15 protein-coding genes and 1 pseudogene are annotated in these 19,891 nt (G+C 62.5%); 3 read left to right on the top strand and 13 right to left on the bottom strand.

The features are described 5' to 3' along the window. Positions 1 to 8: 8 nt before the first annotated feature. Both DZG07_RS06525 and DZG07_RS06520 read left to right on the top strand, forming a co-directional pair. Positions 9 to 839 (top strand): ABC transporter permease, encoded by an 831-nt coding sequence (locus DZG07_RS06525; RefSeq protein ID WP_091915470.1) that lies wholly within the window; start codon positions 9 to 11, stop codon positions 837 to 839. Continuing rightward, positions 832 to 2,487, top strand: coding sequence for an ABC transporter ATP-binding protein (locus DZG07_RS06520; RefSeq protein ID WP_119815306.1), 1,656 nt, complete (start codon positions 832 to 834; stop codon positions 2,485 to 2,487). The genes DZG07_RS06525 and DZG07_RS06520 overlap by 8 nt, the downstream gene beginning before the upstream one ends. Positions 2,488 to 2,692: 205 nt before the next feature. On the opposite strand, the gene DZG07_RS06515 is transcribed toward DZG07_RS06520, so the two are convergent. The 8 genes and pseudogenes from DZG07_RS06515 to DZG07_RS06480 form a co-directional block, all read right to left on the bottom strand. Next, positions 2,693 to 4,120, bottom strand: a complete 1,428-nt coding sequence (locus DZG07_RS06515; RefSeq protein ID WP_119815303.1) for a family 16 glycosylhydrolase — start codon at positions 4,118 to 4,120, stop codon at positions 2,693 to 2,695. A 1,292-nt stretch (positions 4,121 to 5,412) separates the two neighbouring features. Then, entirely contained in the window at positions 5,413 to 6,351 is a 939-nt protein-coding gene (locus DZG07_RS06510) for an alpha/beta hydrolase (RefSeq protein ID WP_119815300.1), read from the bottom strand. 3 nt (positions 6,352 to 6,354) lie between these two features. After that, positions 6,355 to 7,136: pseudogene (locus DZG07_RS06505) on the bottom strand (carnitinyl-CoA dehydratase). Between the two features lie 2 nt (positions 7,137 to 7,138). After that, complete coding sequence (locus DZG07_RS06500; RefSeq protein ID WP_119815297.1) at positions 7,139 to 9,430, bottom strand: acetate--CoA ligase family protein; 2,292 nt, start codon at positions 9,428 to 9,430, stop codon at positions 7,139 to 7,141. Between the two features lie 163 nt (positions 9,431 to 9,593). After that, positions 9,594 to 10,757: an acyl-CoA dehydrogenase family protein gene (locus DZG07_RS06495; protein ID WP_119815294.1), complete on the bottom strand. Its 1,164-nt coding sequence runs from the start codon at positions 10,755 to 10,757 to the stop codon at positions 9,594 to 9,596. A gap of 3 nt (positions 10,758 to 10,760) precedes the next feature. Beyond that, on the bottom strand, positions 10,761 to 11,858 hold the full coding sequence (locus DZG07_RS06490) for a 3-hydroxyacyl-CoA dehydrogenase NAD-binding domain-containing protein (protein WP_119815291.1): 1,098 nt from the start codon (positions 11,856 to 11,858) through the stop codon (positions 10,761 to 10,763). Next, entirely contained in the window at positions 11,855 to 12,484 is a 630-nt protein-coding gene (locus tag DZG07_RS06485; RefSeq protein WP_119815288.1) for an HD domain-containing protein, read from the bottom strand. Before DZG07_RS06485 ends, DZG07_RS06490 begins: the two co-directional genes overlap by 4 nt. Before the next feature lie 31 nt (positions 12,485 to 12,515). Continuing rightward, positions 12,516 to 13,439: a 3-keto-5-aminohexanoate cleavage protein gene (locus DZG07_RS06480; protein WP_119815285.1), complete on the bottom strand. Its 924-nt coding sequence runs from the start codon at positions 13,437 to 13,439 to the stop codon at positions 12,516 to 12,518. A gap of 76 nt (positions 13,440 to 13,515) precedes the next feature. Here DZG07_RS06480 and DZG07_RS06475 point away from each other — a divergent pair, with 76 nt between their 5' ends. Then, positions 13,516 to 14,496 (top strand): GlxA family transcriptional regulator, encoded by a 981-nt coding sequence (locus tag DZG07_RS06475; protein ID WP_119815282.1) that lies wholly within the window; start codon positions 13,516 to 13,518, stop codon positions 14,494 to 14,496. 11 nt (positions 14,497 to 14,507) lie between these two features. Here DZG07_RS06475 and DZG07_RS06470 read toward each other — a convergent pair whose 3' ends face one another. The 5 genes from DZG07_RS06470 to DZG07_RS06450 all read right to left on the bottom strand — a co-directional run bounded on the left by DZG07_RS06470 (position 14,508) and on the right by DZG07_RS06450 (position 19,734). Then, the gene (locus DZG07_RS06470) at positions 14,508 to 14,717 is read right to left on the bottom strand and encodes a hypothetical protein (protein WP_119815280.1); all 210 of its coding nucleotides are present in this window, start codon (positions 14,715 to 14,717) and stop codon (positions 14,508 to 14,510) included. A gap of 151 nt (positions 14,718 to 14,868) precedes the next feature. After that, positions 14,869 to 15,348 (bottom strand): GNAT family N-acetyltransferase, encoded by a 480-nt coding sequence (locus DZG07_RS06465; RefSeq protein ID WP_119815277.1) that lies wholly within the window; start codon positions 15,346 to 15,348, stop codon positions 14,869 to 14,871. A 116-nt stretch (positions 15,349 to 15,464) separates the two neighbouring features. Beyond that, positions 15,465 to 16,775 carry a xylose isomerase gene (gene xylA, locus DZG07_RS06460; RefSeq protein ID WP_119815274.1) on the bottom strand — a complete coding sequence of 437 codons (1,311 nt, stop codon included), beginning with the start codon at positions 16,773 to 16,775 and terminating at the stop codon, positions 15,465 to 15,467. Next, the gene (gene xylB / locus DZG07_RS06455) at positions 16,772 to 18,226 is read right to left on the bottom strand and encodes a xylulokinase (RefSeq protein ID WP_119815271.1); all 1,455 of its coding nucleotides are present in this window, start codon (positions 18,224 to 18,226) and stop codon (positions 16,772 to 16,774) included. The genes xylA and xylB overlap by 4 nt, the downstream gene beginning before the upstream one ends. 176 nt (positions 18,227 to 18,402) lie before the next feature. Continuing rightward, complete coding sequence (locus DZG07_RS06450; protein WP_119815268.1) at positions 18,403 to 19,734, bottom strand: tetratricopeptide repeat protein; 1,332 nt, start codon at positions 19,732 to 19,734, stop codon at positions 18,403 to 18,405. Between the last annotated feature and the right edge of the window lie 157 nt (positions 19,735 to 19,891).

Genomic DNA, 19,891 nt, shown 5'->3' with positions numbered 1-19,891 from the left:
GCGCGGCTATGCTTAGTCTGACAAGAATCCCCCTCGGCGCCGTGATAGGCCTGATCTTCACGACGCTCTTCCTCCTCACCGCCATCTTCGCGCCGCTCATCGCCCCTTATGGCCTCGGCGAGATCGTCGGCCAGGTCTGGGAGCCGTCCTCGGCGAACTTCCTGCTCGGCACCGACAATCTCGGCCGCGACCTGCTCTCGCGCATGATCTACGGCGCGAGAACCACCATCTTCATCGCGGTTCTGGCAACCGCGCTGTCCTTCTCGCTCGGCTCGATCCTCGGCTTCACCGCCGCTGTCGTCGGCGGCTGGTTCGACATGCTCATGTCGCGCTTCGTCGATCTCCTGATGGCGATCCCGACGCTGATCTTCGCGCTCGTCGTGCTCTCCGTCCTGCCCACGAACATCTTCGTGCTGATCATGGTCATGGGCATCCTGGATTCGACCCGCGTCTACCGCCTGTCGCGCGCGGTGGCCGTCGACATCAACGTCATGGATTTCGTCGAGGCGGCAAAGCTGCGCGGCGAAGGCCGCCGCTGGATCATCTTCCGCGAGATCCTGCCCAACGCGCTGTCGCCGCTGGTATCGGAACTCGGCCTGCGCTTCATCTACTCGGTGCTGCTGTTGTCGGCCCTGTCCTTCCTCGGCCTCGGCGTGCAACCGCCGGCAGCCGACTGGGGCGGCATGGTCAAGGAAAACAAGGACGGCATCGTCTTCGGCATTCCGGCAGCGCTCATCCCCGCCGCCGCGATCGCAGCGCTTGCCATCTCCGTCAATCTCGTCGCCGACTGGGTGCTCAACCGCACCACCGATCTCAAGGGAGGCCGCGGCAATGGCTAATCTGGCGACACCGAGCGACAATCTGCTCGACATCCGCAACCTGCGCATCGAGGCCAAGGTCTACCCGCCCGGCGAGGAGCCGAGGAACATCACCCTCGTCCACGACGTCTCGCTGACGCTCAAGAAGGGCAAGGTGCTCGGCCTCATCGGCGAATCCGGCGCCGGCAAGTCGACCATCGGACTATCGTCGCTCGGCTATGGCCGCGGCGGCGTCAGGATCACCGGCGGGCAGGTCTTCATCAACGGCCGCGACATTCTCACCAGCGGCAAGAGCGGCATCCGCAAGCTGCGCGGCCGCGAGGTCTGCTACGTCGCGCAGTCGGCCGCTGCCGCCTTCAACCCGGCCCACCGGCTGATGGATCAGGTGGTCGAGGCATCCCTCCTGCATGGCACGGGCACTCGCGCCCAGGCCGAAAAACGCGCCGTGGCGCTGTTCAAGAAGCTCAGCCTGCCGGACCCCGAAAACATCGGCAAGCGCTTCCCGCATCAGGTTTCCGGCGGCCAGCTCCAGCGCGTCATGACGGCGATGGCGCTCTGCTCCGAGCCCGACCTCATCGTTTTCGACGAGCCGACGACCGCGCTCGACGTGACCACGCAGATCGACGTTCTGGCAGCCATCAAGGACGCCATCCGCGACACCGGCGTTGCCGCGCTCTACATCACCCACGACCTTGCCGTGGTGGCGCAGGTGTCGGACGAGATCATGGTATTGCGCCATGGCCGGCTGGTCGAATGGGGCGGCACCCGCCAGATCATCAAGGAGCCGCGCCAGGAGTACACCAACCAGCTCGTCTCGGTGCACGAGATCACCCATGAGGAGCAGAAGCCCGGCACCACGCCGTTCCTGTCGGTGAAGAACGTCACCGCCGCCTATGGCGGCGGCGCGGTGAAGGTGCTGAAGAACGTCTCCGTCGACATCTATCCCGGACAGACGCTCGCCGTCGTCGGCGAATCCGGCTCCGGCAAGTCGACGCTGGCCCGCGCCATCACCGGCCTTCTGCCGCCCATGGAAGGCAACGTCACTTTCGCCGGTCGACCGCTGGCCAATCGCCTCGCCGACCGCACCAAGGACGATCTGCGCCAGCTGCAGATGATCTACCAGATGGCCGACGTGGCGATGAACCCGCGCCAGACCGTCGGCACCATCATCGGCCGGCCGCTGGAATTCTATTTCGGCATGCGCGGCAAGCAACGCGATGCGCGCGTGGCCGAACTGCTCGACAAGATCGAGATGGGAAAGGGCTTCATCGACCGCTATCCTGCCGAGCTTTCGGGCGGGCAGAAGCAGCGCGTCTGCATCGCCCGCGCGCTCGCCGCCAAGCCGAAGCTGATCATCTGCGACGAGGTGACCTCGGCGCTCGATCCGCTGGTCGCCCACGGCATCCTCGAGCTGCTTCTCGAACTGCAGAAGGAAGAGGAAGTCGCCTATCTCTTCATCACCCACGATCTCGCGACGGTGAAGTCGATAGCCGACTCCATTGCCGTCATGTATCGCGGCGAAGTCGTTCGCTACGGGTCGAAAAGCCAAGTGCTGAAGCCGCCATTCGACGCCTATACCGAGCTGCTGCTATCCTCGGTTCCCGAAATGGAAATCGGCTGGCTCGAAAAGGCGATCAAGGGCCGGCGCATGGAGAGTGCGGGGAACTGAGGGCCTGCGTTGAACCTGCAGCGTCGAACTATTTCGACGTTCAAGAACCCCTCTCCGCCTCGCCGCGCTCGGCACCTCTCCCCGCTTTGCGGGGCGAGGAAGGTGCCAAACGTGCCGCCGCTGTTCCTCGCCCCCGGGGGAGAGGTGGTTTGCGAAGCAAACCGGAGAGGGGGTAGCGACCCAAAGGCTCCGCAACGCCTGACGATTAAACCAGGAAATCCCCACTCCCCGCCTTTGCCGCGGCCTGCGTCACGCCATCCAGCTCATACGCCTTGATATAGTCGATCTGCATCTCGGCCGGCGTCGCCAAGCCATCCGCAGGCGTCCCCGCCACACCGCCGACCGCCAGATTGACCAGCATGTACATCGGGCCGTGCATGTCGCTCGGCGTGTCGGTGCGGGCGATCTCGACATCGTCGAAATACCAGACGATCTCCTCCTCGGTCCACAGCACGCCATAAGTGTGGAAACCCGACGTATCCGGCACATTGACCGCCGAGGATACCGAGGTGTGGCTTCCGGTTTCGTTGGTGTGCGAGGTGACATGAACCACACCCGGCTCCTGCCCGCGCATTTCCACCACGTCCAGCTCCGGCGGCCATGAGCCATCCGCCGGCAGCAGCCAGAATGCCGGCCAGGCGCCCTGGTTTTCCGGCATATCGGCCCGCATCTCGAAATAGCCGTAGGTCTGTGAAAACGACTCGTAGGTCGTCAGCAGGCCCGACGTATAGTCGTAATTGTTGATCTCGGGCTTGATCGCATCCGGCGTCGGCGCGGCGGTGATGGTCAGAACGCCATTATCGACGCTGAACGGATTGACCGACTTCGTCGGTGCATAGTCGGTGTCGATATACCACTGCTTCTCGCCATTGCCTTCATGGGTGCTGCCATTCTCGGCACCCCACCAGAAATTCGAATCCCACGTGCCGCTCTCGCCGTTCCACAGGCTGAGCGAATTGAAGTCGTCGGAAAACGACAGGCTCATCTCGGACTTGTCGAGGCTAAGCTTGAACTGGCCGGCATCGAACTGGTCGACAGTGGTGTTGGCGAAGACGAGGATCTCGTCATTGCCGAGATCGAGCGTCACATTGGCGCCCGTCTGGGTCATGTTCGACTGGATCGCATCGAACGAGATAAATCCGTAACCGTCGAGACGCACCTGATCGTCCACGCTGAAATCCAGGATCAGGTCGCTGCCATTACCCTCCGAAATGACGAAGATGTCCGCCCCGCCACCTCCGATGAGCACATCGTCGCCGGCGCCACCATCGATGGTCTGGCTGCCGGATGCACCACTGATGATGTTGTCGCCATCATTGCCGATCGCCGAGCGGCCATTGCCGGTCACGGTCAGATTCTCGATGTTCTCGGGAAGCCTGTAGCTCATCCAGGTGTTGATGGTGTCGACACCTTCACCGGCCTTTTCGAAGGCGCTGTTGCGGGCCGAATAGAGATAATAGATATCGTCGCCCGTTCCGCCCTGCATGACGACATTGACCGAACTGTCGCCCCACATCGAATCGTTGAGCGCACTGCCGGCAAGCTGCGGGCCGGAATTCGTTGCCGAGAAATGGTTGACCGAGGAGCCGCTGTAAGGGAGGGGGACGCCCTTGGCGTTCAATACAGTGTTCATCGTCGCTTCCTGCTTCCTGGATTTATCCTCCCGAAGTCAGGCTAGCATCCGAACCATGACGGCGCGACCGGCCATCGTTAACGTTGTGCTAAACTGGATTAATGAAAAGTTAGAGACGACGCTCAAGTTTGAATTGACGATTGATCCTGGATACGCAGGCAGCGGCCATACAAGCCTTGAATCGGCGATGCAGCATTGATGAAGTCGTCATCCCGGAAACCGGAGCGAAGCGGAGGTTATCCGGGACCCATTGGCCGCAGCATCGTCAGGCGCGGCCCGGTCCTGATGTTGACGCGCGTTCTGCACCGCCGAAGCTCTTTTTGCATTCCGGCATGGATCCGTCGCAAGAGCGCCCCCCCGCATTCGCGCCACCCGGGATGACGAAGAGAGGGGTGTTGCCGCTCATCGCAAACGTTCTTTAAGACCGGAGACGCAATTGCCGCGCGCCAGTGCTGACGATTAGCGAAGGGCAAACATGCCGTTCGTCATCCCGGGTGGAGCGAATGCGGAGACCCGGGATCTATTGGCCGCAGCATCGTCAAGCACGGCCCGGTCCTTGCCTTGGTGCCGGTTAAGACCGCTGTGCGAACTCAGTACCCGGCCGTGCTGGTCAATGGGTCCCGGATAACCTGCGCTTCGCTCCGGTTTCCGGGATGACGACGGAGAGGTTTTTGCATCACTAAAGGGTTTGAAGGTGTGGAAAGAATTTCAGCCTATTTTCACTCAAGCGGTTGTTTTTGCTTATGCCGTGAACTTTTTTACCCCCAATCTATCCCCCTCTTTCCAGCCTCCTCCATACTTCACCTCGCAAATCCGCTTCCAACGGGATCCCTGGTGCGCACCGGGTGTCAGGGGGAAGCGTCGGCGTCCGGGCTGGTGGTGCTGCGGTAGCACTGCTGGGTGATGAACCCCTAAGCCCGGGTCCTTGGCGGCGGCTGGCCACGCGAATGTGGAGGCGACTGAGCGGGACAAGAGCGCTGGCGGGGCGCAATGGCTGCGCCACGAATTTACACATAGGAAGGCAAGGCCTTTGCGCCCCGCATTCCCGGTTCTTTGACAATGGCCAGATGCGAAAGCAGGCGTGGCGATGAATAGGTGCGTCCTTCGAGGCTCGCTACGCTCGCACCTCAGGATGAGGGAGGGTGTGCCGGCAGAAGTCCTTTTCATGAAGGGTAGGAACGTCTCAGGAGCAGGGAGAATTGCGCTAACCTCCCTCATCCTGAGGTGCGAGCGCTAGCGAGCCTCGAAGGACGCACCTCCCCTTTTCCCTTGTGGGAGAAGGAAAGGCACCCTCAATACCCCCACTCGCCTTTTCCCAGCGTCGCCACAGCATCGACGATCCGCGTGAAGCTGGCGCGGGCGCGACCGACCGTATGGCGTGCGCGCAGATAGCCGTGCACCAGCCCCGGCTCTTCATGCGAGAAGGCCTTGCCGCCTGCCGCTATCACCCGCGCGGTGTAAGCCTGACCGTCGCTCGAAAGTGGGTCGCATTCGGCAGTGACGATCACCGTCGGCGGCAGGTTGGAGAAGTCGGCATCGGCCAGCGGCGTGTAGGTAACGTCGCCCGAAACGTCGGCGCCGCCGGTGCGGATGTCCTTGTAGAAGGCCATGTCGCGCATCGTCAGCATCGGCGCTTCGGCATGGGTCACATAGGAACCCTTCGACTGGTCGCCACCCAGGCCCGGATAGATCAGCACCTGCCCGACCGGCCGTCTCTCATGGCCGCGCGTGGCGTGGCTGACGGCGGCAGCGAGATTGCCGCCGGCAGAATCGCCGCAAAGCAGGATCGGCTGCGTATAGGTCTTAGTGACCCATTCGAACGCGGCAAGAGCATCGTCGAAAGCCGCCGGATGCAGATGTTCCGGCGCAAGGCGATAGTCGACCGACACGACCTCGTAGCCGGTGCGCGCGCAAAGCTCGGCGCAGACATCGTCGTGGCTGTCGAGCCCGCCAAGGATAAAACCGCCGCCGTGATAATAGACCACGACGGCCTTCGGATCGGCCGATGCGCGATAGATGCGGACCGGAATTTCATGCGACGGCGCGACAACCGTCCTGTCCTCAGCCTTCACACTGTCTGGATAGCCGGCAAAGAACTCGCGGCACATGCGGTCATAGATACCGCGCTGCTGGTCGATCGTGTAGTCGATCGTGTCGGGTGGATAATAGGAATTGGTGCGTTCGATGAAGGCCCAGGTCTCGGCGTCAATCAGTTTTGCGTAGTCGGTCACGTGTTACTTGCCCTTCCAGACTGGGTCTCGCTTTTCGGCAAAGGCCTTGAAGCCTTCCATATTGTCTTCCGACGCATAAAGCTCATCGACCGTGCGGAACTTGCGCTTGGTGATCCAGTTCATGGCGTCCTGGAATTCCATCGCTTCGGCCCGGCGCGCCACCTCCTTGATCGAGGCGAAGACCAGCGGCGGCCCGCCGGCGAGCAACCGTGCAACCTCCCAGACGCGATCCTCGAGCTTGTCGGCCGGCAGCACCTCGTTGACCAGCCCCAGCGATGCGCCTCCTGCACGTCCATCCAGCGGCCGGTGAGCAGAAGGTCCATGGCGACATGATAGGGAATGCGCTTGGGCAGCTTGATCGTCGCGGCATCGGCCAGCGTACCGGCCTTGATCTCGGGCAGGGCGAACGACGAATGGTCGGAGGCGTAGATGAGGTCGCAGGACAACGCCAATTCGAAGCCGCCGCCCACCGCCATGCCGTTGACGCAGGCGATCACCGGCTTGTTCATGTCGCGCAGCTCCTGCAGGCCACCGAAACCGCCGACGCCGTAGTCGCCATCGACCGCATCACCGCCGGCGGCAGCCTTGAGGTCCCAGCCGGCCGAAAAGAACTTTTCTCCAGCGGTCTTGACGATGGCGACGCGCAGTTCGGGGTCGTCGCGGAACACACGAAAAGTCTCGCCAAGCAGGCGCGAGGTGGCCAGGTCGATCGCATTGGCCTTGGGCCGATCGAGCGTGACTTCGAACACACCGCCCTCGCGGCGGGTTTTTACGACGTCGGACATGATTACTCTCCTGCGCTGACGATCCCCTCCCCCTTGAGGGGAGGGTGGCCGGACGAAGGCCGGTCGGGTGGGGTCGCCGCGGCAGTGCGCGACGGCGTGTCTTCTGAGGTAACCCCCTCCGCCCGCTGCGTGGCAAGGGGGGAGGATGTAACGAGCAATGCATCGGCGATCCAAGCGCCCTTGCCCTCGCCGCAGACGATCAGCGGGTTGATGTCGAGTTCCTCGATCGTATCGGCCTGTTCGAGCACGAAATCCGAGATTGCGAGGATCGCATCGATAGCCGCTGCTACATCGGCCTTGGGCCGGCCGCGATAACCGTCGAGCAGCGGGAACATCTTCAGCCCGCGCAATGCTGCCTCAACCTCGGCGCGCGAGGCTGGCAGCAGCAGCGTCGCGCTGTCCTTCAAAAGCTCGACCAGAACACCACCGGTGCCGACCGTCATGACCGGGCCGAAGAGTTCATCGCGGGTAACGCCGACGATCAATTCGGCGACACCGCCCTCGACCATGCGCTCGACATAGAGACCTGAGCCAAGCGGAAGCAGCGCCTCGGCGGCGCTGCGGACATCGTCGGTGGATCTAAGGTTGAGCCTGACTGCGCCGAGCTCGCTCTTGTGGGCAACGCCCAGTGCCTTCAGGGCGACCGGGAAGCCGAGTTTTTCGGCCGCGGATTCTGCCTCGGCAACGCTGGCAGCACGCACGCCTTGCGGGACGGCGAGACCGGCGGAACGCAGGAGTGCCTTGGCTTCGGCCTCGTTGGGGGTGTTTCCCTCCCCCTTGAGGGGAGGGTGGCCCGAAGGGCCGGGTGGGGTCATTGCGGCAGTGCTCGACGCCCCTTTGCGCCGAGCGCTTCCTCTGCCGACCCCCTCCGTCCGCTGCGCGGACACCTCCCCCGCAAGGGGGGAGGAGCGCCGCCAAACCTCTCCAATAAACGCAGCCGCCTCCGCCGCATCCATGGCCTCGACAATGCCCTGCAAAGGCACGATACCGCGTCGGAAGAGCTCCGCGGCATGCGTCTCCGTCAGGTTCTCGAGCATGGAAGCAACGACCGCGCCACGCGCATTGTTAGACTTCAACGCGGCCTCGAAGGCCCGCACAGTCGGCCACCAGTCGGCGTCCGAACAGCGGTCGTTTCGCGGGAAATCCAGCACCAGCATGTTGAGGTCGAAACCACCCGACACCATGGCGGTGAAGGTCGCCGTCATCGCCGGCTCATCGTTCCAGATGAAGGTGTGATAGTCGAGCGGGTTAGCCACCGCGACGAAGGAGCCGAGCGTCGACTTTACGTGTGCCCAGTGCTCTTCGCTCAATGCCGGGAAGCGCAGCTTGCGGCCTTCGGCGCTGTCGGCCATCACCGACGCCTCGCCGCCCGAACAGCTCATCGATGACAGCGTGCCGCCCGCAAGCGACCCGAATGCGTGCAGCAGCTTCAGCGTCTCGAGGAAGGACGGAATGGAGTTTACCCGCGCAATGCCGAGGCGTTTCAGGAAGGCGTCGGACGCCGCGTCGGAACCGGCCAGTGAGGCCGTATGCGAGATGGTCGCTGCCCGCGCCTGTTCGGAGCGCCCGACTTTCATGGCGACGATCGGCTTGTTCAGCTCGCGCGCCCTTGCGGCGAGACGCTCGAAGCCGTCGACCTTGTCGAAGCCTTCAATGTGAAGGCCGAGGCAGGAGACGCGTTCGTCCTCGATCAGGCCGAGCGCCATTTCGGACAGGCCCGTCTGCGCCTGGTTGCCCGCCGTCATCAGGAAGGCGACCGGCAGGCCGCGCTGCTGCATGGTCAGGTTGCAGGCGATGTTGGACGACTGCGTGATGATCGCAGCACCCCGTGTGCCCGGCTCCAGGCGCTGGCCGCCATGCTGGTCCGGCCACAAAAGAGCGCCATCGGCATAGTTGATCAGGCCATAGCAGTTCGGCCCGATGACCGGCATCGTGCCCGCAGCCTCGATCAATTCGGCCTGAAGCCGCTCGCCATCCTCGTCGTCGGCGCCGGCCTCGAGAAAGCCGGCAGCAAAACAGATGGCGCCGCCCGCGCCGAGCTGCGCAAGCTCGCGAACGATGTCAATCGTGGCGAAGCGGTTGACGCCGATGAACACCGCGTCCGGCGCACCCGGCAGGTCGCTGACGGAGCGATAGGCCTTGACGCCCTCGACCTCATCCCGCTTCGGATGGACGGGCCAGACATCACCGGCGAAACCCATCTTGAGCGACTGCTTGACGACATTGGGAGCGAATGCGCCGCCGCCGATGACAGCGATGGATTTTGGGCGAAGAAGGCGTTCGAGGCGGTTCATGGGCGGGCTCCCCTCCCTCCCCCTCGAGGGGAGGGTGGACAACCGCCGAAGGCGGTTGGACGGGTGGGGTCATTTCGGCAGCGCTCGACATGAACCGACCCCACCCACCTCGCTTCGCTCGGCACCCTCCCCTCAAGGGGGAGGGGTATCAGCGCTTGCATCATCATCCCCCCACAGCCCTCAACAACGCGCGCGAAATAATGTGCCTCTGTATCTCTGACGTCCCCTCCCAGATGCGCTCGACGCGGGCGTCGCGCCAGATGCGCTCCAGTGGCAGGTCGTCCATCAGGCCCATGCCGCCATGGATCTGGATCGCCTCGTCGGCGACGAAAGCGAGAACTTCCGTCGCCTTGAGCTTGGCCATCGCCATATCCTGATCGGTTACGGTGCCCTGATCGTATTTCCAGCCCGCCTCGAACACCATCAGGTCCGCCGCCTTCAGCTCCGTCGCCATGTCGGCGAGCTTGAACGATACCCCCTGGAATTTGCCGATCTGCTGGCCGAACTGTTCGCGCTGGGCCGCGTATTCGATTGCATGCTGCAAGGCCCGTTCGGCCCGGCCGAGGCAGGTCGCGCCGACCTGCAGGCGGGTCGCGCCAAGCCAGGAATTTGCAACCTCGAAGCCTTTATGGACTTCACCCAGAACCTGCTCCTTGGGCAGGCGGCAATCATCGAATTCCAGCACCGAATTGGTGTAGCCGCGATGCGAGACATTGCGATAGCCGTCGCGCACGGTGAAACCCTTGGTGCCCTTGTCGACGAAGAAGGCCGTGATCTTCTTGCGCTTGCCGCGGGAAGATTCTTCCTCGCCAGAAGCCATGAAGACGATGGCGAAATCGGCAATGTCGGCGTGGGAGATAAAATGCTTGGTGCCGTTGAGCACCCAGTCGTCGCCGTCCTGCACGGCGGTTGCCTTCATGCCGCGCAGGTCGGAGCCTGCGCCCGGCTCGGTCATGGCGAGGCAGTCGGATTTTTCACCGCGAATGCAGGGAAACAGATATTTTTCGCGCTGCTCAGGTGTGCCGGCGAGAAGGATGTTGGAAGGCCGCGCCACGCAGGTCCAGTGCAGCGCGTAGTTGGCGCGGCCAAGCTCCTTTTCGTAGAGCAGCCACGTTACCGTATCGAGCCCTGCCCCACCGACATCGGCAGGCATGTTGGCGGCATAAAGCCCGGCTTCGATCGCCTTGGCCTTCAATTCCTCGATCAGGTCGGGGCGCAGATGGCCGGTGCGCTCCACCTCCGCCTCATGCGGATAGAGCTCGTTTTCGACAAAGGCCCTCGTCGTATCGACGATCAGGCGCTGCTCTTCGGAAAGGCCGAAATCCATGACTCAGCCCTTCTTCTTTTTCTTCGGCTTCTCGGCCTTGGCTTTCACCGGCTTGGTTGCCTTGGCCTTTTCCGCAGACTTGGAAGCCTTGGGCTTCTTGGCCGCAAGCTTGGCCAGCTGCTTCGTGTAGTGGTTGTGCAGTTCACCGGCGCCCCAGCCCTTGCCTTTGTTCTGCTTGCCCAGCGCTTCCATGATGGCGACGAGATTGTCATCGCGGATCTTTTCGAGCTCGCGGATCGACCATTTGTCGGATTGGTCGTCCGACTGCGTGGCAATGAGGTCGACCAGTTCGTCGTTGAATTCCGGCACGTCCATCAATTTCGTCCACGGCCATTTCAGGCAAGGGCCGAACTGGGCCATGAAGTGGCGCATGCCGGCCTCGCCGCCGGCAACGCGATAGACCTGGAACATGCCCATCTGCGCCCAGCGCAAGCCGAAGGAATAGCGCATGATGTCGTCGAGTTCCTCGACCGTGCAGATGCCGTCCTTGATCAGCCACAGCGCTTCGCGCCATGCGGCTTCGAGCAGGCGGTCGCCGACGAAGGCCTCAATCTCCTTGCGGATCACCACCGGCTTCATGCCGATCGAGGCGTAGATTTCCTTGGCGACTTCGATGGCTTCCGGAAAGGTCTGTTCGCCGCCGACGATCTCGACCAGCGGCAGCAGATAAACCGGGTTGAACGGATGCCCGACGACGAGCCGCTCAGGGTGCTTTTTCATCGCCACCTGCATGTCGGTGGGCTTGATGCCGGAGGTGGAAGAGCCAACGATGGCGTTGGCTGGCGCATGCAGGTCGATCTCGGCCAGCACGCGATGCTTGAGGTCGAGCCGTTCCGGCACGCTTTCCTGGATGAAATCGACGTCGTGGACGGCTTCGGCGATGGTCTTGGCGAAGGTCAGCTTGCCTTCCTTGGGCAGGCCGCCGGGCAGCATCTGCCTGTAGGCGCGGCGCGCGCCCTTCATCACTTCGCTGACCTTGCGCGATGCTTCCGGGTCGGGATCGTAGATGGAGACGTCGATGCCGTTCAGAAGCAGGCGCGCGACCCAGCCGGCGCCGATAACCCCGCCACCGATTGCGGCGGCCTTGCTGACAATGCTCATGCGGATGCTCCGGCTCTTTGGCTGGCGATTTCGGGATTGACGAGGGCGACACGCTCGCCGGCGCGAATGACCGCGGGATCGTAGGCATTGCGCGCGAAGACTTCCGCCACGAAGGGCCGGAAGAAGTCGATCGGCAGCGTGTCATAATCAGGATCGAAGCTCGACTGGTCCCAGCGCTCGCAGAACTCGTCGCAATCGTTGAAATAGGGATGGTCCGCGAATTTCTCGCGGGCATGTCGGTTTCCGCCCAGGTGATGTGCGTAATAGAGCCGCTGGAAATCGCCGTGCTTTTCCACGACCCAGGTGCATTGCTCGCGCACGAAGGGCTTTACGATCGCCGCAGCATATTCGTCGTGATTGTAGGGCGCGTAGATATCGCCGATGTCGTGAAGCAAGGCGCAGGCGATCCAGTCCGTATCGGCGCCATCGCGATAAGCACGCGTGGCCGCCTGAAGCGAGTGCCCGAGCCGGGTGATCTTGTAGCCCGACAGACCTTCGTCGAGCTTGACCAATGCGTCGAGCAGCCTGTCGCCGGTCTTGGCGGCATACTCGATCTCATGCTCGGTCAGGAAGGCATAGTCCTCCCGATCCCCGTCCTTCATGGCCGTGAACTTCACGGTTTTCATCGCCGACTTTCCTCCCTCGTCAGCGCTTCCTTCAAGCCGCGGCAGCGAGCGGTGCGCGCTTGGTCAGGTTCAGTTTCTTGCGCACTTCCTCCGGCCCGATGACCCGTGCGCCCATATTCTCGACGATGCCGACCGCCCTTTCGACAAGCTGCGCGTTGGTTGCGAGCACGCCCTTGTCGAGCCAGAGATTGTCCTCGAGCCCGACGCGGACATTGCCACCCGCCAGTACGGCTGCGGCAGCATAGGCCATCTGGTTCCGGCCAATGGAAAAGGCTGACCAGTTCCAGGTCGACGGCACGTTGTTGACCATGGCCATGAAGGTGTTGAGGTCGTCCGGCGCGCCCCATGGCACGCCCATGCACAATTGCACGAGTGCGTCCGGCTTCAGAACGCCTTCCTTGACCAATTCCTTGGCAAGCCAGAGATGCCCGGTGTCGAAGGCTTCGATCTCCGGCTTGACCCCCAGCGCGGTCATCATGCTGCCCATGGCGCGCAGCATGCCGGGGGTGTTGGTCATGACATAGTCGGCTTCGGCGAAATTCATCGTCCCGCAATCGAGCGTGCAGATTTCCGGCAGGCACTGGCGCACATGTTCGACGCGCTCGCTGGCGCCGGCCATGTCGGTGCCCTGTTCCTTCAGCGGCAGCGGCTGCTCGGTCGAGCCGAACACCATGTCGCCGCCCATGCCGGCGGTGAGATTGAGCACGACGTCGACATTGGCATCGCGGATGCGCTCGGTGACTTCGCGGTAGAGGTGCACGTCGCGGCGCGGCTTGCCGGTTTCGGGGTCACGTACATGGCAATGGACGATCGCAGCGCCCGCCTTTGCCGCATCGATCGCCGAATCCGCGATCTGCTTGGGAGAGCGCGGCACATGCGGGCTGCGATCCTGCGAACTGCCTGACCCTGTCACGGCACAGGTAATGAAAACCTCACGGTTCATCTCAAGCGGCATCGAACTCTCTCCCAATCAAAACAGGCGACAGAATGCCTGACTTGCCGGAAACTGCTTTGCACCTTACGAAGTAAGATTGATGAAAAGCGAAAAGCCTTCGATCTTTCTACCGGACCGTTCAGCCCTCAAGGTGACGCTTCTGGTTTTCTCCGGTTCGTCCATCATGTGCGTGGCCTCGGCCATCGACCCGTTGCGCGCTGCAAACCGCGTATCGGGCGAGACGCTGTTCGACTGGAAGATCGTCTCCACCGACGGAGAAGCTCCGATCACCACATCCGGCCTGCCCATTGCGGTGAGCGGCCGGTTCGACGCCAATGAAAAAACCGACGTGCTGGCAATCGTCGGCGGCTTCGGCACCAAGACGCAAGGCACGCCCGCCCTGCTGGCTGCCCTGCGACGCACCGCACGTTCGGCGCAGGCTATCGGCGGCATCGAAGCCGGTACATGGCTTGTCGCGCGTGCCGGTCTGCTGGAAGGCCGCGCCGCAACCACGCACTGGGAAGACATGGAAGATTTCGCGCAGGCCTTCCCTGGCGTTGACGTGCGGCCGGACCGCTATGTCATCGACGGCCCGGTCTTCACCAGCGGCGGCGCATCGCCAACTTTCGACCTGATGCTGCATCTCATCCGCTCGCGCCTCGGCATGGCGGTGGCGCTCGATGTCGCCAGCGTGTTCATCTACGATCAGGCGCGCGCCGCAACGGACGCGCAGCCGCTTGTCTCGCTCGGCCGGCTCGACGGCTATGACCCGCGCCTCGCCCAGGCGATCCGCCTGATGGAAGCGCATATCGACCAGCCATTGACGGTCGCCGCCATCGCCAGACGTGCCGGCGTCACGCCGCGCACGCTGGAGAGCATTTTTCGCAAATCGATCGGCGAGACGCCGGGCGCCTATTATCTCAGGTTGCGCCTCGCCGCGGCGCGCCGGCTGGTCGCCGACACGCAGGTTTCCATGGCGGACATCGCCACGCGCACCGGCTTCTCATCGCCGGCAGCCTTTTCCAGAAGTTTCTCGCATGCATTTGGGGAAGCGCCGGTCAGGATCAGGCGGCGCTAGGCCATGTTTTGTCAGGCCGCGTTGCGCTGGTCCTTGCCGATGAGCGAACGCAACTGATTTGCCAGAACCGCCTCAAGCCGGCTGTTGACGGCGCGGTCCCATTCATTCGTCTGCTCGCCTACGGAAACCTGCGCAGGCAAGGCAAACAGGCTATCCACGATAGAGCTGCCATCGCGGCGCGAAAGCAGTATTTCAATCTGGTTTTCAGGTTCGGAGTTCATCTCGACTGTCCTCCTATAAGGCTACTCTGAAGCCACTATATAGGAAGCAGGTGACGGCTTCTTGAAGGCAGGAGCTAGGTCTTCATGAGGCAAATTCGGTCACACTTTGTTGCATTGACCGTATGCCGAAATCACGAACCGAAAAGCCTGCTCATACCAGCCGCTTGACGAAGAGAATGGTGGTGAAGCCGCTGTCCCATTCGTCATCGGGATAGCGGCCTTTTTCCTCATATCCGCGCGCTCTGTAGACGGCCTGCGCCTGTTCGTTGAACGTGTCCGTCTCCAGCCGTGCCTGCGGGAAACCGGCCCTGCGGATCATCGTCTCCGCGTGGTCGAGGAGGCTGCGGCCGACGCCGCGGCCCTGATATTGCGTGGAGACATGCAAGGCTTCGATGAAGTCGTCTTGCCAATGCACCAGTCCGGCAAGCTTTGCGTCTATCTCGGCAACGACGAAGTCGTGGCCATGTTCGTCGACATAGCGACCGCCTATATCCGTCTCGACGTAGCGTTGCGCGGCAGCCGGCGTTATCTGCGGCAGCCAGGTGTTTTCGAAGGTATCGCGCAGGATTTCCTTCAACGCAGCAGTATCGTCCGCCCGCGCACGGCGCACATTTATCCGGCCATCACTCATCTGCCTTCAGCCTCCGCTTTGCCGCGCCTTTCTTAGCAGCAGGCAACAGCGGTGGCTTTCGTCAGATCAGGGCAAGCGTGGTGCCAGCAGCGTAGCGCGCTGGCACCCTGCCAGGCTTAGACGTAGCGGTTGACGACGTTCTCAAGATACTCCTGCCGGCCCGACTTCGGCTGCGGCTCGATCTTCTTCTTGACGACGCGCTCGGCGATTTCTTCCAGCGAACGCTTGCCGGAAAGCATCGCCTTGGCCTCGGCCGACTTCCAGCCGGCGTAGCGCTCTTCGAGCGGGCCGGACAGCGCCTTGTCCTCGATCATTTTCGCAGCAGCCTTCAGCCCGCGCGCGCAGCAATCCATCGCGCCGATATGGCCGATCAGCAGGTCCTGCGGGTCGAGCGACTGGCGGCGTAGCTTGGCGTCGAAATTGGTGCCGCCGGTCTTGAAGCCGCCACCGGCCAGCACGTGATAATAGGCCAGCGCCATCTCCGGCACGTTATTGGGGAACTGGTCTGTGTCCCAGCCGGACTGATAATCATTGCGATTCATGTCGATGGAACCGAAGATGCCAAGCGCATTGGCCAGCGCCAGTTCGTGCTCGAAGGAGTGGCCGGCGAGGATGGCGTGGCCCTGCTCGATATTGACCTTGACCTCTTTCTCCAGCCCGAAATCCTTTAGGAAGCCGTAGACCGTGGCGACGTCGTAATCATACTGATGCTTGGTCGGCTCCTGCGGCTTCGGCTCGATCAGTATCGCGCCCTTGAAGCCGATCTTCTTCTTGTAGTCGACGACCAGCGACAGGAAGCGCCCGGCCTGCTCGCGCTCGCGCTTCATGTCGGTGTTGAGCAGGGTCTCGTAGCCTTCGCGCCCGCCCCACAGCACATAGTTTTCGCCACCGAGCTTCTTGGTGACGTCGAGGCACTTCTTCACCGTCGCAGCAGCATAGGCAAAGACATCCGGATCGGGATTTGTGGCAGCACCGGCCATGAAGCGGCGGTTGGAAAAGAGATTGGCCGTGCCCCACAGCAGCTTGACGCCCGTCTGTTTCTGCTTCTGGGCGAAAATGTCGACGATATCATCGAGACGGGCTGCACTTTCGGCGAAAGTATCGGCTTCCGGGCGCACATCGGCGTCGTGGAAGCAGTAATAGGGCACGCCCAGCAACGAGAACATCTCGAAGGCGACATCGGCCTTCAGCTTGGCATTTTCCATCGTTTCGCCGAACCAGGGGCGCTCGAAGGTCTGGCCGCCGAAAGGATCGCCGCCGGGCCAGGCAAAGGAATGCCAGTAGGCAACCGCAAAGCGCAGATGGTCCTCCATGCGCTTGCCCAGCACCACTTCGTCCTTGTTGTAGAAGCGGTAGGCCAGCGGGTTGGTGCTGTCGGCGCCTTCATATTTGGCGGGCTTGGCGTCGCCGAAAAAACCGGTGGTCACGATGAAACTCCTCTGATGGCTGGGTAGAGCGCTCGATAGCGCTGATAGGCATTTGAATAGGCGTCTGTTTGCCGGGCGTCGGGCTCGATCGTCTCGGCCGTTTCCGGCGCAGCACAGACTGCGAAAGGATCGACATTTTCCGCAGCGATCAGCCCAAGGCGGGCGGCGCCAAAAGCAGCGCCGAAATCGCCATCGGCCGGAATGTCGACCGGCACGCCAAGCGCGGTGGCGATCGATTTCAGCCAGTAGCGCGAACGCGAGCCGCCGCCGATCGCCGTGACGCGGGAAAGCGTGGTGCCCGCTGTTTTCAGAGCCTCAAGGCTGTCGCGGAAGGCAAACGAAACGCCTTCAAGCACGGCCTGCGTGAGCGCCGCGCGGTCCGATTCATGGCCGAGGCCAGCAAAGACGCCGCGTATCGAGGCATCGTTATGCGGTGTGCGTTCACCGGAGAGGTAGGGCAGGAAGGAAACACCGGTCGGTGCTTTCAGTTCATCGCCGAGTTCCTGCGTCAGTTCGGCAGCGCTTTTGCCGGTGATCTCGGAAAGCCAGTTGAGCGAATCCGTCGCCGACAAAATGACGCCCATCTGATGCCAGGTGTCAGGCAAGGCATGACAGAATGTATGAACCGCACTTTCCGGGTTCGGAAGGTAGGAGCCATTGGAGGCGAAAAGCACGCCGGATGTCCCAAGCGACACAAACGCATGGCCCGGCTTGACGATGCCCATGCCGCAGGCGGAAGCCGCATTGTCCCCTGCCCCGCCGGCAACGACGACGTTGCCGCTAATACCCCACTTGCCCGCAAGCTCGGCACGCAGCGTGCCTGCCCGCTCGGTGCCCTCGACGAGGCTCGGCATATGCCGCTCATCGAGGTCGGTCGCCGCCAGCAGCTCCGGCGACCAGCACCTGTTGGCGACATCGAGCCATGAAGTACCTGCCGAATCCGACATCTCGGAAATGTGCTCGCCCGTCAGCCAGAGGCGAAGGAAATCCTTGGGCAGAAGCACCTTCGCGATCTTGGCGAAAACCTCCGGCTCATTGTTCTTGACCCATGCCAGCTTCGGCGCGGTGAAGCCGGGAAACACGATGTTGCCGGTGATCTTGCGAAAACGCGGATCGGCGTCGAGCGCGGCTGCTTCAGCGAAGCTGCGCGTGTCGTTCCAGAGGATGCAGGGCCGCAGCACCTGATCGCGATCATCCAGTAGCGTAGCGCCATGCATCTGGCCCGAAAGGCCGATGCCCTTGATCGCGCCAAGCTCCTTGGGATGTTTCGCCTTCAGCTCGCCGATCGCTTCTTCGGTGGCGCTGATCCAGTCGGCAGGGTCCTGCTCCGACCAGCCGTGGTGAGGGCGAGAGACATCCAATGCGCCGTGCCCGGAGGCCACGATTTTCTGCGCATGGTCCATCAACAGCGCCTTGACGCCGGACGTGCCGAGATCAATTCCGAGATACATCGCTCTCCTCCCGACTGAAGCCAAACGCAGGCAGATGCTACGCTTCAGACGTATTCGCTTCTTGTGTCAGAGCGCCGCGAAGCGGGCCTCGCGCCGCAATTCCTCCCATACTCGTGTTCATAGCAAAAATTGCCGCGCTGGGAAGTATTTTTTCGAGTCTCGTAAAAAATGACTATTCAAGCAGCCCCTGCTCTCAGCGTTTCGGCTCGTTTGACGAAAAGCTGGGACAACGGGCTGGCTGGTCGCGCATTCGCCCGACTGGCCGACAGCTTTCCTGCAAGCGAAGCATCGCCCGCGCGAAATGCCGCCTCGATGAGCGTGAGATCGATGACATCGCGCTGCGCATGGCTTCCGCCGAATGTGTGCGCGATCGACGGTATCGGCCGGAGCAATTGAACCGCTTCGTCGTAACGCGCCTCGCCGAATGCGTTCAGCGCCAAGGCGACGGGATGGCCCACATCGCGGGTGAAGGCGGCGTTGTCGTCACTGGCCTGCATTGCTTCCCGTTGCGTCTCGAGGAGTTGCCGTGCGGGCTCGGAAAGTCCCGCACCGACAAAGGCCATCATCGCGTGGATGTCGTTGAAGGCGTAATTGCCGGCTTTCGCCTTGGGCGCCCAGCTAGCGGCGAGATCGGCCCAGCGCGAACCGACGTCGACGCCGCCCAGATGCAACCGCCAGAGGATCGCCGAGGCATCGACCATGTTGAGCGCAAGCTCCGAGCGCGCACCGTAGATCGGCCCATCGTAGAGAGCCAGCACTTCGTCCGTTTCACCGAGATCATAGTGAAACAGCGCCAGGTGCCACCAATTGTGCACCTGCAAGAAACTCTCTCTTGTCCACCCATCGGTATTGGATCGCATCCAGGAAATGCCGTCGTGCTGGCGGCTTTGCATTTCCATGACATGGGCGACTGCATGCTGCGCCCAGCCATCGCGCGGCTCGAGGTCGATCGCCGCGCGGCCCAATGCTTCAGCGCGGGCGTAGTCGCCCATTTCCTCGAAGCCGAAAGCCTGCATGCCGAGGATGGCGTGATAACCGTCCATCCCGGAGCTCCAGAACGGCATGGCATGGGCAAGCCTGTCCCGCAGCATCGGCGCGTTACCGGTGAAGAAATCGATCTGGTGGCCGGCCTGCAACGCCAATGCATCGCGCGGCACCTCCCGCGTCAGATCTTCAAGCACGCGCCCGGCATCGTGCCAGCGCCCGTTGGCGAGATGGCCGAGTGAGGTGACATGCGCTTGCTCGCGGCCCGTCGCGCCGAGTTGCGATGCAGCTTCATGGCACTTGCATGCAACGGCCATGGCCTCGCGCTCCGTCGAGAGACCGTAGAGATAGCCCTTCAGCACATGCGCCATGACGAAGCCGGGATCAATTTCGATCGCCGCATTCACCGACCCGACGGGATCGCCGACGAAGCACTGCAACTCATGCAAGGCGCGTTGATAATGCTTCAAGCTTTCGTGATCTGCCCCGGAAAGGGTGAGACCGAGAGTGTCCCGCTCCTGCATGTCGTTCTCCGGCGCCGAGATTGCTCTTGCCACGCAAACACCTGTGGCCGTGACAGGATCGGTCTTCCCCACCAGGTTTTCAAGCCTGGCAACACCGGGGCGGGGAACCCGACCTGCGGTGACGTAGCGTCAGCAAAAATGCAACACCTGTAAACCA

Source organism: Mesorhizobium sp. DCY119 (genome assembly GCF_003590645.1).
Taxonomy (GTDB): domain Bacteria; phylum Pseudomonadota; class Alphaproteobacteria; order Rhizobiales; family Rhizobiaceae; genus Mesorhizobium_M.
This window is presented reverse-complemented; position numbering and strand designations above follow the sequence as displayed.

What these genes read in the sequence shown, in the direction of transcription:
- DZG07_RS06525 (WP_091915470.1), top strand. Translation starts at nt 9, where the DNA reads ATGCTTAGTCTGACAAGAATCCCCCTCGGCGCCGTGATAGGCCTGATC.
- DZG07_RS06520 (WP_119815306.1), top strand. Translation starts at nt 832, where the DNA reads ATGGCTAATCTGGCGACACCGAGCGACAATCTGCTCGACATCCGCAAC.
- DZG07_RS06515 (WP_119815303.1), bottom strand. Translation starts at nt 4,120, where the DNA reads ATGAACACTGTATTGAACGCCAAGGGCGTCCCCCTCCCTTACAGCGGC.
- DZG07_RS06500 (WP_119815297.1), bottom strand. Translation starts at nt 9,430, where the DNA reads ATGAACCGCCTCGAACGCCTTCTTCGCCCAAAATCCATCGCTGTCATC.
- DZG07_RS06495 (WP_119815294.1), bottom strand. Translation starts at nt 10,757, where the DNA reads ATGGATTTCGGCCTTTCCGAAGAGCAGCGCCTGATCGTCGATACGACG.
- DZG07_RS06490 (WP_119815291.1), bottom strand. Translation starts at nt 11,858, where the DNA reads ATGAGCATTGTCAGCAAGGCCGCCGCAATCGGTGGCGGGGTTATCGGC.
- DZG07_RS06485 (WP_119815288.1), bottom strand. Translation starts at nt 12,484, where the DNA reads ATGAAAACCGTGAAGTTCACGGCCATGAAGGACGGGGATCGGGAGGAC.
- DZG07_RS06480 (WP_119815285.1), bottom strand. Translation starts at nt 13,439, where the DNA reads ATGCCGCTTGAGATGAACCGTGAGGTTTTCATTACCTGTGCCGTGACA.
- DZG07_RS06470 (WP_119815280.1), bottom strand. Translation starts at nt 14,717, where the DNA reads ATGAACTCCGAACCTGAAAACCAGATTGAAATACTGCTTTCGCGCCGC.
- DZG07_RS06465 (WP_119815277.1), bottom strand. Translation starts at nt 15,348, where the DNA reads ATGAGTGATGGCCGGATAAATGTGCGCCGTGCGCGGGCGGACGATACT.
- xylB (WP_119815271.1), bottom strand. Translation starts at nt 18,226, where the DNA reads ATGTATCTCGGAATTGATCTCGGCACGTCCGGCGTCAAGGCGCTGTTG.
- DZG07_RS06450 (WP_119815268.1), bottom strand. Translation starts at nt 19,734, where the DNA reads ATGCAGGAGCGGGACACTCTCGGTCTCACCCTTTCCGGGGCAGATCAC.